The 14,070-nt window shown below is 72.4% G+C and carries 9 protein-coding genes; 4 read left to right on the forward strand and 5 right to left on the reverse strand.

The window, feature by feature from the left end:
- Positions 1-7: 7 nt before the first annotated feature.
- Together SOM13_RS08550 and SOM13_RS08555 are read right to left on the reverse strand one after the other, a co-directional pair.
- Positions 8-625: a phosphoribosylanthranilate isomerase gene (locus SOM13_RS08550; RefSeq protein WP_320479441.1), complete on the reverse strand. Its 618-nt coding sequence runs from the start codon at positions 623-625 to the stop codon at positions 8-10.
- A gap of 34 nt (positions 626-659) precedes the next feature.
- On the reverse strand, positions 660-2,063 hold the full coding sequence (locus SOM13_RS08555; RefSeq protein ID WP_320478108.1) for a polysaccharide biosynthesis tyrosine autokinase: 1,404 nt from the start codon (positions 2,061-2,063) through the stop codon (positions 660-662).
- Between the two features lie 124 nt (positions 2,064-2,187).
- On the opposite strand from SOM13_RS08555, the gene SOM13_RS08560 reads away from it, so the two are divergent.
- The 4 genes from SOM13_RS08560 (at position 2,188) to SOM13_RS08575 (ending at position 7,154) form a co-directional block, all read left to right on the forward strand.
- Entirely contained in the window at positions 2,188-3,693 is a 1,506-nt protein-coding gene (locus SOM13_RS08560; RefSeq protein WP_320479442.1) for an O-antigen polymerase, read from the forward strand.
- Positions 3,690-5,042, forward strand: a complete 1,353-nt coding sequence (locus tag SOM13_RS08565; protein WP_320479443.1) for a hypothetical protein — start codon at positions 3,690-3,692, stop codon at positions 5,040-5,042. The genes SOM13_RS08560 and SOM13_RS08565 overlap by 4 nt, the downstream gene beginning before the upstream one ends.
- A 61-nt stretch (positions 5,043-5,103) precedes the next feature.
- Positions 5,104-6,123: a UDP-glucose 4-epimerase GalE gene (gene galE / locus SOM13_RS08570; RefSeq protein ID WP_320479444.1), complete on the forward strand. Its 1,020-nt coding sequence runs from the start codon at positions 5,104-5,106 to the stop codon at positions 6,121-6,123.
- Between the two features lie 32 nt (positions 6,124-6,155).
- Positions 6,156-7,154 carry a glycosyltransferase family 4 protein gene (locus SOM13_RS08575; protein ID WP_320478112.1) on the forward strand — a complete coding sequence of 333 codons (999 nt, stop codon included), beginning with the start codon at positions 6,156-6,158 and terminating at the stop codon, positions 7,152-7,154.
- Between the two features lie 135 nt (positions 7,155-7,289).
- Here the strand turns inward: SOM13_RS08575 and SOM13_RS08580 are convergent, their stop codons facing one another.
- The 3 genes from SOM13_RS08580 to SOM13_RS08590 all read right to left on the reverse strand — a co-directional run bounded on the left by SOM13_RS08580 (position 7,290) and on the right by SOM13_RS08590 (position 14,010).
- Positions 7,290-10,679, reverse strand: a complete 3,390-nt coding sequence (locus SOM13_RS08580) for a M60 family metallopeptidase (RefSeq protein WP_320479445.1) — start codon at positions 10,677-10,679, stop codon at positions 7,290-7,292.
- 92 nt (positions 10,680-10,771) lie between these two features.
- Entirely contained in the window at positions 10,772-11,374 is a 603-nt protein-coding gene (locus tag SOM13_RS08585) for a nitroreductase family protein (RefSeq protein ID WP_192061578.1), read from the reverse strand.
- Positions 11,375-11,499: 125 nt separating this feature from the next.
- On the reverse strand, positions 11,500-14,010 hold the full coding sequence (locus tag SOM13_RS08590) for a M60 family metallopeptidase (protein WP_320479446.1): 2,511 nt from the start codon (positions 14,008-14,010) through the stop codon (positions 11,500-11,502).
- Positions 14,011-14,070 lie beyond the last annotated feature (60 nt).

Raw genomic sequence — 14,070 nt, forward strand, 5'->3', positions numbered from 1 at the left:
ACCTGCCCTAGTCGGCTCGGGCCGCGGCCACGAAGGCGCGGATCAGCCCGACGTCCTTCACCCCGCGAGACGACTCGACACCCGAGCTGACGTCGACCCCTGCGGGTCGCAGCTCGTCGATGCGGGCGGCGACGGTCTCGGGGGAGAGACCGCCGGCCAGGATCCAGTCGCGATGCGGCGGAGCGGCCAGCAGGGGGGCGCCGTCGAAGGCGGCGCCGGCTCCGGGGGCGACCGCGTCGATGAGCAGTGCGTCTTCACGGAACCCGCGCCGCGCCTCCTCGGACTCGTCGGCGTACGCGTCGACGCTCACGGCCCGGATGACCCGGAACCCCGCGGCCTGCACCGTGGCCACGTCGCCCGGCGACTCGTCTCCGTGCAGCTGCACGGTCGCGACCCCCGCGGCGCGTGCCAGCTCGACGACCTCCGCGACGGCCTGGCCGCGGAACACGCCCACCGTCTCGACCGACGACGGCACCCGGCCGACCAGCAGTCGCGCGGCGGACGGCTGCAGGGTGCGCGGACTGCCCGCGGCCAGCACGAACCCCACCGCGTCGGCGCCCGCCTCGACGGAGGCGTCGACGGCCTCGTCGGTCGTGAGTCCGCAGATCTTCACCCAGGTGCGCATGACGGACAGTCTGCCCCGAGGTCGACCGCGAGGGTCACACCGGGAGGCGCGGTGCCGGGCTCGAAGAGGGCCGACCGTCGGACGCGCCCTGGTCGTAGTACCCCGAGCCGTAGCCGTCGCTCGCCTTCTTGGAGCGGGTCATGGTGACGACGACGCCGAGGCAGCGGACGTCGGCGATGTCGAAGGCCCGGAGGGCGGCGGCGAGCTCGGCGCGCTTCGACCTCTTGGCGGCGGCGACCATCAGCACGCCGTTCGTGATGGCGCCCAGCAGGGTCGCATCGGCGACCGGCAGCACCGGGGGCGCGTCGATCAGCACGTAGTCGAAGCGCGAGGTCAGCGACTCGACCAGCAGCTGCATCTGCGCCGATCCGAGCAGCTCGCTGGGGTTCGGCGGCACGCTGCCGGCAGGCAGGACGCTGAGCGCGTGAGCGCCCCACGGCTGCAGCACGTCGTCGAGCTCGAAGCGGCCGATCAGGACGTCGGTGAGGCCGACGGCCCCCTCGAGCCCCATGATGTCGGCCACGCGCGGGCGTCGGAGGTCGCCGTCGACGAGCGCCACCCGGGCTCCCGTCTCGGCCAGGACGACGGCGAGGTTGGTCACCGTCGTGGACTTGCCCTCCGACTGCTGGGCCGAGCTGACGACGAACGCTCGCTTCGATGCGCCGTTGTCGAGGAAGCGGAGGTTCGCGCGCAGCGTGCGGAAGGCCTCGGCGGCCCGACCGCGGTTGGCGTGCTGCACGATCAGGGGGCGCTCCGCGGTGTCGCGGACGAACGGGACCGAGCCGACCACCGGCGGGGCGAACGACGCCTCGACGTCGGCCGCCCCGTGGATGCGAGTGTCGAGCACCATGCGAGCGGCGGCCGCCACGAGGCCGAGGAGGAGGCCGACGAGTGCGCCGATCACCGCGTTGGTCCGCAGCGACGGCGACGACCGGGTGGAGGGGATCTCGGCCGGCTCGGTGACCAGCAGGGTGACGGACGATGCGTCAGAGCCGGCGGGACGCTCGATCTCGTTCTCGACGACGTCCCGGAAGCGCTCGCTGACGGCGTCCGCGATGTCGCGGGCCCGGGTCGGATCGGGGTCCGTCGCGGTGATGTCGATGAGCACGCTGCGCGAGGGTGATGAGGCCGACACCTGCGTCGCGAGGGACTGGCGGGTCACGCCGAGGCGTTCGGCGACGGGCTCGAGCACCGTCGACTTCGTCACGAGGTCGAGATACGACCGGACGCGCTGCTCGGCGGCGTTGCCGCCCTGGAGGAGATCGTTCGCACTCTGCGTGACGGTGAGGTCCACCGAGACGTAGACCTGCGTGGTCGACGTGTACAGCGGCGGCTGGATCGAGGCGAGGCCGACACCCCCGAAGGCGCCGAGCACGAGTGACGCGATCAGGAGGAGCCAGTTCTTCTTGGCCACGTCGCCGACGGTGGATGAGGTCACGGTTCTCCCTGGGCTGAGTATTGATATGTTGCATCCTATACACATCTGAGGATCGATCACAAGGGAGCGATGGGCCCTCAGATTGCTGTTGCCCATATCAACATGATATTCTACTATGTCACTCATGTCCTCTCCTGGAAGTCTCGGCCTCTCACGTGCGATCGCCGCCCTCGCGGTCGCCATCGTCCTGGTGTGGTCGCTCCTCTCCGGGGTCCCGACCGGGGTGGGTGCCGAGATGCGCGTGTTCGGCCTCACCGTGGTCGTGGCGATCGTCTGCACCGGTCTGCTCGTCCGATCCGCCCCCCTCGGGCTCTGGAGCGGAGGGCCGATGTTCTTCGTCGTGCTCGTCCTCTTCCATGTGCCGCTCGTGGCGTTCTCCCTCGCCGGGGCCGACATCCCGGGCGACGACGTCGACTACTTCTCGCTGTGGTTCACCCCGAACGGCCAGGTCCTCCGGGCCGTCTGGCTCGTGGCCCGGGCTCTGCTCGCCTTCACGCTCGGCTACGTCCTGCTCGGACGACGGCGGCCGACCGGCTCCGGTCCCGCCGTGCAGGCGCTCGACGACGAGGCGGGGCGGGCGCGCGCGCAGACGGAGGCGGCCATGACCCTCACCGGCACGGTCATCGTCGTCGTCACGGTCGCCTACGTCCTCGGCACGATCGCCCTCGTCGAGCCCGGGCTGCTGCTCGGGCAGGGGGGCAAGCGGCTGTACGACGCGACCGTCGCGGCCAACCCGTCGCTCACCGCCGGCATCACCTTCACGCTCTCGGGCATGTCGCTCGTCGTCGCGGGCCGCAGGTCGTCCGTCCGGACGGTCGGGCTGGTGTTCTTCGGCGTCTTCGCCGCGAGCACCCTGGTGATGGGGTCGCGGTCGTCGGCGCTCTACGCCCTCGTCGGCCTCGTGGTCGTCCTCGCGCGCCTCCGTCCCATGCCGCGTCAGGTGATCGCGGTGCTGGTGGTCGTGACGGGACTCGTCGTCGTCAGCAGCGTCGAACGCATCCGCGACAACGGTCTCGCCGACACGAGCGTCGGCGAGATGCTCGGCTCCCCGCTCGCGGCGACCGTCGAGATGGGCGCGACCCTGAGACCAGTCGTCGAGACCGTGTCGTGGGTCGATCAGGGTGAGGCCCATCGTCACGGCATGACCTTCGCGGTCGGCACCATCCGCTTCGTCGAGCTGCTCGCCGGGGTCGACCGTGAGTACTCGGCGGTCGATCCGCGCCTCGTGGGCACGCTGCTGCGCGACAGGGTCGAGCACTACGCGATCGGCTACTCGATCGTGGCCGAGTCGTTCCTGAACTTCGGCACCACAGGTTCGGCCCTCCTGTTCGTCGCTTTCGGCATGACCTTCGGTCGATGGGACCGCCGAGGCCTCGGTCGTCCCGTCGACGCGGCGGTCTACGGCGTCGTCTTCTCCGCGCTGCTCGCCACGGTGCGGTCGACCTCCACGACGACCGTCACCACGATCCTGCTCGGTCTCGCGGCCGTGGTCTTCTCCATCTGGCTCGGTTCGATCCGCCACCGATCCGCCGAGCGGGCGGTCCAGCAGGCGGCGGACCGTGCGGCGAGGCTCCCGGCGACGGCCACGGCCACGGCCTCGGAGCCCGTGCCTGCGGTGGCGGCGCCGTGACCGCCCGACCCTCGCGCGCCTCCTGGTCGGGCCCGGCGGTGGCCGCCGCCTCCGGGCTGGCGGGCAAGGGCGTCCAGTTCGTCGCGCTGACCACCCTGGCGCTCGTCGTCTCGCCGACGGAGTTCGGGCTGTTCTCGCTCGTGCAGGCGACGGTCTTCGGCGTCGCCTCGCTGAGCAGCTCCGCCTTCGCCGTGTCGGCGGCGGCTTCGGCGGCCCGTCGTCGCACCGCGACGGAGGGTGCAGGAGGCGCGGCGAGGGAATCCCCTCTCGTCGCCTTCGCCGAGGCCGTCCGCGGTCGCAAGCGCTGGTTCGGCGTCGTGGCGCTCGCCGACGGCGTCGTCGTCTCGGTCGGTCTCTCGGTCGTCTACGGGCATCCCGAGCTCGCGCTCGCCGCGTTCGCGGTGGGTCTCGCCGCCGGCGGCATCACGGTGACCGAGACCTTCGTCGGCGTGCTGGCGGGGTCGGGGCGCACCGTGTCGACCGCGGTCGTCGACGGGTCCCGGGGTCTCGTCTCGGGTCTTCTGGCCGTCGCCGGCGGGCTGTGGGCGGGGGCCCTCGGCGCGGCCGTCGGTCTCGTGCTGCTCGACGCCGTCGTCGCGCTCTGCGTCCTGGCGGCCGTCGCCCGGTGTTCCCGTCGGCCGGGTGTCGAGGCGCTCCTCGGGTCGCGACCGGCGTCGTCCGCAGGGGTGACCGCAGGGGTGACCGCGGCGTCGACCGGCGATCGAGGCGTGACGCTGACCGGGCTCGCCGCGGCCTCGGCGGGTCAGATCGGGCCGTGGGTCGTGCTGTGGGCGCTGCAGATGGTCGGGGGACTCGAGGCCGTGGCGACCTTCGCCGTCGCCAACCGCTTCGCCGCGCTGGTGCTGCTCGTGCCCGTCTATCTGGGCAAGAACATGGTCGGGCGTCTGGTGATCGACCCGCGGTCGGGTCGATCGCCCCTCCGTGCCGACCGGTTCGTCGCGATCGTCGGCGCGGTCTGCCTCGCCTGCGCGCTGATCGCCGGGGTCGTGCAGTGGGGCGCCGCCGGGCTGCTGACCGACCGGTACCCGGGCGTCGTCGTGGCGGGCGTCGTCCTGCTGGCCGCCGCCGTCGTCCGCGGCGTGGCGACGGCCCTCTCGATGGTCTGCGCCGCTCGGGGGCACCTGCGCGTCTGGCTGGTGAGCGACCTCGTGGCGACGGCCGCGTCGGTCGCCGTCTGCCTCGTGGCCGTGTCGGCCCGCGGGGTGGGCGACCCGCAGCTGTGGCTGATGGCCTCGGTGCTCATCGGCGCGGTCGTCTGCGCCCTCGTCAGGTCGGCGCGACTCGTCCGACGTCCGAGATCCGACCGAGGGCCCGTCACGCATCTCTGAATATCTGTCAGCAATGTGATATTCTACAAAGTGGCCCACAAAGACAGACGAAGGGGAGGCCGTGACGGTTCTCATCACCGGCGGCGCCGGGTTCATCGGCAGCACCATCGCCTCGGCCTGCGTCGACCGAGGGCACGACGTGATCGTGCTCGACGATCTGTCGACGGGTGTCGCGGCCTTCGCCGAACGCCACCGCTTCTACCGGGGCGACATCGCCGACGCGGCCCTGATCGATCGGATCGCCCGCGAGAACCCCGACATCGACGTCGTCGTGCACTGCGCCGCCAAGATCGTCGTGCCCGACTCGGTCGCCGATCCGCTCGGCTACTTCGACTGCAACGTCGCCCGCACCGTCTCCCTCTTGACGAGCCTCACGCGCAACGGCCTCGATCGCGTCGTCTTCAGCTCGTCGGCGGCGATCTACGAGACGCCGATCGACGGCGTCGTGCACGAGGGGTCGCCGCTGGCGCCGCTCAGTCCGTACGCCGACACCAAGGCCGTCGTCGAGCGCGTGCTCGAGGCCGGCGCGACGGCCGGCGGCCTCCGGGCCGTCGCCCTCCGCTACTTCAACCCCATCGGGGCCGATCCGGCGCTCCGCACCGGTCTGCAGCTGCCGACGCCGAGTCATGCGCTCGGCAGACTGGTCTCCGCCTGGCAGGCGGGGTCGCCCTTCACCGTCACCGGCCTCGACTGGCCGACCCGAGACGGTTCGGGGGTGCGCGACTACGTGCACGTCTGGGATCTCGCCGAGGCTCACGCCCTCGTCGTCGACCGGTTCGACGAGGTCGTCGACGCGTCCAGGCCGTTCCGGGCCCTCAATCTCGGCACCGGTCGGGGCACGACCGTCCTCGAGCTGGTCGAGGCCTTCGCGCGCGTCGTCGGCGACGCCCCCCGGGTCGAGGTCGCGGGGCGGCGGGTCGGCGACACGGCCGGTGCCTTCGCCGACGTCTCGGCCGCCCGCGACCTGCTCGGCTGGGAGGCGCGCCTGACCGTCGACGACGGCATCGCCGACGCCCTGCGCTGGGCCGACGCCGCGCGGGCATCCGGCCTCCACGACACCACCGCGGTCGCATCCGTCTGACCGTCCCGCCCCCTTCGACAGGAGTCATCATCATGCGCGTCCTCCTCGACGCCGCCATCTTCGGCGCACCCCCCGAGTTCCGTGCTCGCAACCTGCAGGAGTCGGGCGAGTCGCTCCTCCTCGACGGTCTCATCGCGGCCGGCATCGACGTCACCCCCGTCGCCCCCGGCCTGCACACCAGCTGGCGTGGTTACGACCTCGTGCACCTCAACCACCTGACCCGGTCGTGCGTGCGTCTGCTCGCCCCGACCCGGTCGAAGGTCGTCTTCACGCGGCACAAGACCGAGGCCCCCGCCTCGCGGCTGCAGCAGCGGGTGCTCGCCGGCGCGTATCGGCACAGCGACGCCCTGGTGGTGATGAGCGAGACCGAGCGCGCTCTCGTGCTCGACATCGTCGACGGGGTCGACCCCGCGCGGATGCACGTCATCGCGAACGGCGTCGAGCCCTCGCACTTCCCGTCGCGCCTCCGTCGGCGACCGGCCGGAGGCGAGCCCTGGCGGTTCGTCTCGGTCGGGCAGCTGATCGAGCTCAAGCGGGTCGACCTCACGGTGCGGCTGATCGCCGACCTGCGCCGCGAAGGGGTCCCCGCCGTGCTCGACATCGTGTCGCAGCGCGAGACCCTCCGGCCCGAGCTCGAGCGGCTCGCGGCCGAGCTCGGGGTGGCCGACGCCGTGACCTTCGTCGGCCCTCAGACCCGTGCCGAGCTCGGACGGCGCCTGCTCGACGCGCACTTCCTGGTCGTGGCGTCGCGGACGGAGGCGCAGCCCACGGTCGTCACCGAGAGCGGCTTCTCGGGGCTGCCGGTGATCTCGTTCCGGGTCGGCGGTGTCGTCGAGCAGCTGCCGGCCGCCCACCCCGTGCTCGAGGTCGCCGATGTCGGCAGTCTGCTGCCGCTGACGCTGGACCTGATGCGCGACTACGAGGACGTCGCGGCGGGCTTCGCCGACAACGCCGCCCCGATGCGCGAGCGCTTCTCGATCGAGCGGATGGTCGCGGCGCACATCGAGCTCTACCGCGGCCTGGCCGGCTGACGCGACCGGAGAGACCGAGGAGGCGCGACCTGTCTGGCAGGTCGCGCCTCCTCGTCTGTGCGGTGCCGCCCGATCGGTCCGGGCTGTCGTCGACGTGCAGCCGGCGGCGGACGACGCCGCCGGCGCGCCGAGGAGTCAGTCGCGCGCAGCGACCTCTCGTCCGTCGGCCTCGCCGCTGAAGACCCAGCGCAGGTCGGCGTCGCCGACGGCCGCGCCGGTCGTGACCTCGACGTCTGCGGCCCAGCGGAGCTCCGAACCGGGTTCGAGCCCGAGATCGCCGGTCGTCCGCACCGACAGGGTCATCGAGCGCCCCTCGCGCCCGAGCGTCGCGTCGTCGACCACCAGGTCGGGGGTGGCGACCCACCGGCCCCCGGGGGCGCGCACCCGGGTGACCAGCGCCTCCTCGGCGTCGGTGAACACGGTGCCGGCAGGAGCGATGAGCTCCAGGCGACCGGTGAGCCCGTCGAGGGCGGTCGTGGTCTGGACGACGAACGGGACGGGGGCCGACCCTCCCCGCAGCAGGGTCACCGTCTCGTCGACCTGGCCGGCGACGAGGCTCGCGACGCCCTCCGGGATGGTGGGCGTGCCACCGCGGGCGTCGAAGGCGCCGGTCTCCGAGGTGCCGGTGACGGCGTAGCCGAGGGCGCCGGCCTCCGGGTCGGCGTCTCGGGCGGTCACGACGTCGAGCGACCAGCGCAGCACCTCGTGCCGGGGCGACGACCAGTTCGGTGCCGCATCGTCGATGGGCGCCCACGAGTACTCGTACCGGGTCCCGTCGGCCGAGCGGGTGCCGGTCAGGCGCATGCCTCTTCCGTCGGGGAGGTCGTCGCGGTACCAGGCGCCGCGGATCGTGTCCTGGCCGGCGGCGAAGGTGCTGCCGGTCGGCGCCGTCAGGGTGATCGTCCCCGTGGGTCGCGTGAGGGCCGCGGTCGAGACGGCGACCTCGAACGGCACGCGGGTGGTGCCGCCTCGGGTCAGCGTGACCTGCTCAGCGGACCTCGGCGAGAGCGCACCGTGCTCGACGGACGACGTGGAGACGGACACGTGAGCCCCGGCGAGGGCGATCGACCCGCCGACCGCGGTCACCTCGGCGAGCCCGCCGCCGAGCAGGGTGTCGGCGGGGGCGTCCTCCGCGACGTCGAACGAGACGGTGACGTGGTTGTCGCCGCCGGGGCCGTAGGCGATGGAGCCGTCACCGGTCCGACTCGTGATCGTCACGCGACGCCGGTCGTCGGCGTAGTCGTAGTCGATGGACGGCCACGCGTGGTCGTCGTTCGTGCGACGGACCTGAACATCGGCGATCGTCGTACCGGCGGGCGCCTCGACCGTCATCACACCCGATTGACGCGATCGGACGTCCACCCGCGCGGTGTCGGTGGTCTCGCCGGGCAGGCCTCGAGCGACCGTCGCCGCGGCCCCGCGACCGGGGATCGCCGTCACGGGCACGAGGCGGGTGCCGTCGACCTTCAGGAGGCGCACGGTCGCCGCATCGCGCGGCTGCTGGACGTCGTCGTCCCACCAGGTCAGGCGCGTGTTCGCCTCACGGTGTCGGACGACGACGTACCAGCCGTCCTCGGCGCGACTGCCGTCGAAGGCCTTCGCGACGGAGTGGGCGGTGTCCTGGCCCTCGATGGAGAGCGACGAGCGTTCGCGACCGCGGTCGTCGTATACCGTCACGCCGACGTACTCCCGCCCGCGGAAGCTGTCATGGCTGGGGTAGCCGGACGAGGCGGAGAACCGCAGTTCGTGCGTGGCGGGCTCGAGCGCCATCCAGCCGATGTAGCGGGACGCGATGCCGATGAACTCGAACATGCTGCCGGGTCGCACGGTGAGCGGAGTCGAGAACATCTCGCGGATGCCCGACTCGTTCGCGACCGTCACTCCCGCCGTTCCGGCACCGACCCCCGCCGCGTTCGCGCGGACGGTGTGATCCTGAACCCGGATCGACCCGACGCCGTCGGAGTTCGCGAGCCCCGTCGCCTCGGGGGCGGTGGCCAGCTGTCGCTGTCCGACGGCGACCTGCTCGTCGATCCGGTCGATCGATCCCGTCGGGTAGGTGAAGGCCGGCATCGTGTCCTCGCGGATCCGGTCGCGACTGTGCCGGTTCCGCCAGATGGGCTCCGTGAGAGCCGGCAGCTCGGCCATCGCGGTCGACGTGGCCGGCGACAGGGCGATGCCCCACTGGCGGAAGAACTCGCGGAGGTCTCGGTCGGCCACCCGGGCCGCCGTGATCGCGAACAGCTGGCGTTTCGCCTCGTCGGTCAGCGAATCGCTCTCGCCCCGGGCGGCGATGACTCGCATCTCCTGGTTGAGGCGAGGGTAGAACTCGTCGCCGAACCCCCGACGCAGGTGGTCGAAGACGATCTCGTTCGTGCCCGACGACGCGTACGAACGCTCCTCCACCGGGCGGGCGAAGTAGCGGTCGAGGGTGCTGAGGTGACCGGGGGAGTCGATGGTGCTCGACCAGCCCTGCGCCGACTCGATGTGCAGCGGCGAGATGTTCACCGTGACCTCGCTCAACCCCGCCCAGAGGTAGTTCGGGGCCTGATAGGTGTGACCGATCTCGTGCCAGAAGCCCCAGAGGCGGGTCTCGTCGCGCACGAACAGGTCGCGGGCGGCCCCGTTCGCCGGGAAGTTGATGCTCTCGTCGCCGGCCGTCGCGTACGCGCCGGGGATGTTGTCGGGCGACGCGACGTAGATGCGATGCGGGGCCTTGCGGGCGACACCCGTGGCGCCGTCGTGCAGGCCGTAGGTGTCGTTGGTGATCTCGACGCTGCGATCCCACATGGCCACCCGCGCGGGGACGTCCGCGGCGAGGATCTGCGCGCCGGTGCGCGATCGCTGGAAGTCGCCGAAGATGCGCTCGCCGATCACGGTGACGAACGGGGCGTCGGGGAGGCGGGCCATCTCGGCGCGCAGCTCGTCGTTCGTCGTCTGGCCGAGCACGAACGACGGGACGGGCTCGCCGCCCGAGAGCTCGACGTCGGCGGAACCGCCGTCGACGGTGCTCCGCAGGAAGACCATGCCGTCGAGCGACGCCGTGACGACGTTGACGCCCGGGGTGAGTGCCGAGTTCTGGCGGTTGCGCGCCCCGCCGCCGTTGTGCTCGGAGTGGGCTCCGTAGAGACCGATCACGAGCGAGAGGGCGGGCGCGCCCTCGGGTACGGTCACGGTCAGCTCCTCACCGGCGCGGACGTAGCGGGCCGTCGGCTGCAGGTCGCTGTGCCGCATCCGGCGGTTCTCGCGCTGTCGCTCCGTCTGCGCGTCGCCGAGGCCGTGCACGAGCACCGTCGTCGTCGCGTCGTCCTCGCTGAGGCGGATCGACGTCGGTCGAGGGCCGCCGGGGGTCGACGACGTGACGACGGCGTCCGACGCGCCGTGGCTCGACGACGGCCCCGCGGACGGGCTCGAGTCGCCGGGCGCGGCCGCCGCCACCGGCTGCGGCGCGGCCCCGACGAGCAGTGGGGCGGTCAACGCCGCCACGACGACGGTCGTGAGGGCGGAACGGACGAGACGCGTATGCATGAGGCTCCCTGAGGCAGTGAAATCTCATATAGAATATCACACACCTGAGAAAGCGTCAGGGCCGCCATCAGGCGGGCGGCCTCGCCGGGGTCCTAGCTGCGGGCGACGACGAGCTCGCCGAGGGGCAGGCGCGTGCGGGGCGCCGTCTCGCGCTCGGCGAGGGCGTCGGCCAGCTTGTCGGCGCTGTCGACGACGCCGACCGCCGTGACCGTCATCGGCTTGAGGTTCTCGGCGAGGTCGAACGCCGCGACGATGCGCTCGAACTCGACGCCGGCCATCTGGTGGGTGTGCAGACCCTCGGCCTGCGCCTGGACCGAGAGGTGGGCGACGGCCTGGCCGAGGTCGTACTCGGCGGTGGGGCGCAGGTCGCCCTCGACCGACGAGGTCTCGGCGATCGCGACGATCAGCGCGGACGCGTTCACGGCCCAGCCGGCGTTGAACCCGACGAGGGCGTCGACGATCGTGTCGAAGTGGTGCGTGCCGCGTCGGGCGACGACGAAGCGCGCCGGCTGGCTGTTGTTGGCCGACGGCGCCCAGCGGGCGGCCTCGAGCAGGGCGTCGAGCTGCTGGTCGCTGACCGTGGCGGCGGCGTCGAACGAGCGCGGGCTCCAGCGCTCGGCGAGCTCGCTGACGATCGGGACGCTGGTGACGGCGGTGCGGGCGGCGGTGGACGAGGTGGTCTCGGTGATCGACATGGCGCGTCTTTCTGCTGGGGGACGGGGCGAGGAGGCGCGTCATCGGGCCGCCGATCCTGTAACGCATCAGGGCGCACCCGTCATTCCCGCGCCTCCTCGCCCGCCGTCTCGCGCACGGCCGGTCGTCAGCTCCCGGTCGCGACCGCCGCACCCCCGGCGGTGCCCGTCAGGGTCCAGTCGAGGCCGCCGCCGATCGGCGCCCCCTCGTCGGGGACGGCGACCACGGGTGCCCAGCGCAGACGCGCGCCGTCGGGCAGATCGAGCCCGCTCGCCCCGCGGACCGTGAGCGTCAGCGTCCGACCGTCGTCGCTCGGCACGCCGTCCGTCGCGGTGACGCTGCCGGTGACGGCCCACGACCGGCCGGGGAGGCGCAGTTCGGTGACCAGCGCCTCCTGCGATCCGGAGAACACGGTGCCCGCAGGGGCCGTGAGCACGAGCTCGGTCTCGAGCGACGTGACCCGGTCCACCGCCTCCATCGTGACGGGGACGGCGGTCGACGAACCGCGGCTCAGCAGCACCGTGCCGTTCGCCGGCACGGCGGAGATCGAGCCGTCGGGCGCGGTCGGGACGGAGTCGACGGCGGTCAGGCGGTCGTCGACCACCCGGTAGTGCTGCGTCCTCGCGTCGTTCCGCCCGACGGGGCTGTCGGCGTCCCAGCGCGACAGCCGGCTGCCCGCCTCCCGGTGGCGGATCGTGATGTACCAGCCCTCGCCGACGGAGGTCCCGTCGAACGCCGCGGCGGCGGCATGGGCGGTGTCGCGCCCGGCGATGGAGAAGGAGCTCTGCTCGCGACCCCTGGCGTCGTACACGGTCGCTCCGACGTACTCGTCGGCGCCGAAGTCCGAGTGCGCCGTGTAGGTCGTCCCCGCCGTCATCCGGAGCTCGTCGGTCGTCGGCTCGAGGGCGAGGGTCGCGACTACGCGGTCCTGCCGGCCCCTGAACTGGAAGGAAGAGCCGGGGGTGACGGTCACCGGCGTCGAGAGGACCTCGCGGACGCCGGTGTCGTTCACGGCGGTGAGACGTGCCGCGCCCGCGCCCGTGCCGACACCCGCCGCGTCGAGGCTCGTGCCGAGCACCTCGACCTCGCCGGCGCCGTCGGAGTCGCGGAGGTCGCGCGTCGTCGGCGGTGTCACGAGGGCGCGCTGACCGAGGGTGACCGACTCGTCGACGGCGTCGAGCGCGCCCACCGGGACGGTGTACGCGGGCACCGCGCGCTCGACGACGGGCTCGGTCGACAGCCGGTTCTCCCAGATCGGGTTCTGCAGGGGCGGCAGCTCGGCGAGGGCGGCCTTCGTCTCGTCGTCCAGAGCGAAGCCCCACTGTCGGAAGTACTCGGAGAGGTCCCGGTCGGCGACGCGCGACGTCGTCACCGCGAACAGCTGCCGCTGGGCCTCGGCGCCCGAGGGCTGCTGCTCGCCCAGGGCGCGCATGACGCGGTACTCCTGGTTCACCCGGGGGTAGAAGTCGTCGCCGAACGCCCGGCGCAGCTGGTCGTAGAGGAAGAGCCGAGTCCAGACGTTGCCCTCCGACATGTACACCCGCTCCTCGACCGGCTGCGCGAAGAACGAGTCGAAGCCGCCCACCATGCGGTCGAGTCGGTTCGGCCACCCGTTGCTCGATTGGATGTGGAGGGGCGAGAGGTTGACGAGCACCTCGCCCTGACCGGCCCAGTTGAAGGTCGGGGTCTGATAGGTGTGACCGACCTCGTGCCACCAGCCCCACTGGTCGTCTGCGGAGGCACGGAAGAGGTCGCCTGCGGCCCCCGTCCGGACGGGGAAGTTCACGCGCTCGTGCGTCGCGCTCGCGTAGCCGCCGCCGGTGTCCGGCGCCGCGACGTAGATGCGGTGACCGGACTTGCGGGCGAGTCCGGTTCCGTCGTCGCGCAGACCGTAGGTGCGGTTCGTGACCTCGATGGCGTGGTCGAGTTCGGCGACCCGGGTCTCCATGTCGACCCGGACGATCACCGTGCCCGTCGCATCGGTCTGGAAGTCCCCGAAGAAGCGGTCGCCGATCACCTGGACGAACGGGGCGTCGGCGAGGCGCGTCATCTCGGCTCGCAGCGCCTCGTTCGTGGTCTGACCGGCGATGAACACCGGGACGGGGCGTCCGCCCTCGACGATCACGTCGGCGGAACCGCCCTCGACGGTGCTGGTCAGGTGCACCATGCCGTCGAGGGGTGCGGTGATCGTGTTCACGCCCGGGGTGAGCGCGCTCGACCACTGGCCGCGGTCGGCTCCGTCGTTGTACGCCGCGTGCGGCCCGAACAGGCCGATGGCGATCGACATGGCGGGGGCGTCGTCGGGGACGGTCACGGTCAGGGTGTCGCCGTTCGACGCGAAGCGCCCGGTCGGCTGGCGGTCGCTGTGGCGCATCGACCGGTTCTCGCGGCCTTGCGCCTGGCTCGCGGAGCCGAGCCCGTGGACGAGCACGGTGGTCGACGCGTCGTCGTCGCTGAGGCGGATCGAGGTCGGACGGGGGCCGCCGGGCACGGCGTCGGACAAGAGCGTCGCCGCGGTCGCGGCCGACGCCGAGGTCGCGGCCGCGGGCGGATGCGGGCTCGACGCCACGACCAGTGGGGCGGCGAGGGCGAGCACGAGCCCTGCGGTCAGAGCGTTGCGCAGGCGGAGCGATGTCATGAGGGTCCTCGGTTCGGGGCGTCGGGACGCCGGATCTGAACAAGACCTCATGTTACATCA

This window comes from Frigoribacterium sp. CFBP9030, assembly GCF_034045195.1.
GTDB lineage: Bacteria > Actinomycetota > Actinomycetes > Actinomycetales > Microbacteriaceae > Frigoribacterium.

Bases quoted from the DNA above. Each gene is read 5' to 3' on its own strand.
- SOM13_RS08590 (WP_320479446.1), bottom strand. From the start codon at position 14,010: ATGACATCGCTCCGCCTGCGCAACGCTCTGACCGCAGGGCTCGTGCTC.
- SOM13_RS08550 (WP_320479441.1), bottom strand. From the start codon at position 625: ATGCGCACCTGGGTGAAGATCTGCGGACTCACGACCGACGAGGCCGTC.
- SOM13_RS08575 (WP_320478112.1), top strand. From the start codon at position 6,156: ATGCGCGTCCTCCTCGACGCCGCCATCTTCGGCGCACCCCCCGAGTTC.
- SOM13_RS08585 (WP_192061578.1), bottom strand. From the start codon at position 11,374: ATGTCGATCACCGAGACCACCTCGTCCACCGCCGCCCGCACCGCCGTC.
- SOM13_RS08560 (WP_320479442.1), top strand. From the start codon at position 2,188: ATGTCCTCTCCTGGAAGTCTCGGCCTCTCACGTGCGATCGCCGCCCTC.
- SOM13_RS08580 (WP_320479445.1), bottom strand. From the start codon at position 10,679: ATGCATACGCGTCTCGTCCGTTCCGCCCTCACGACCGTCGTCGTGGCG.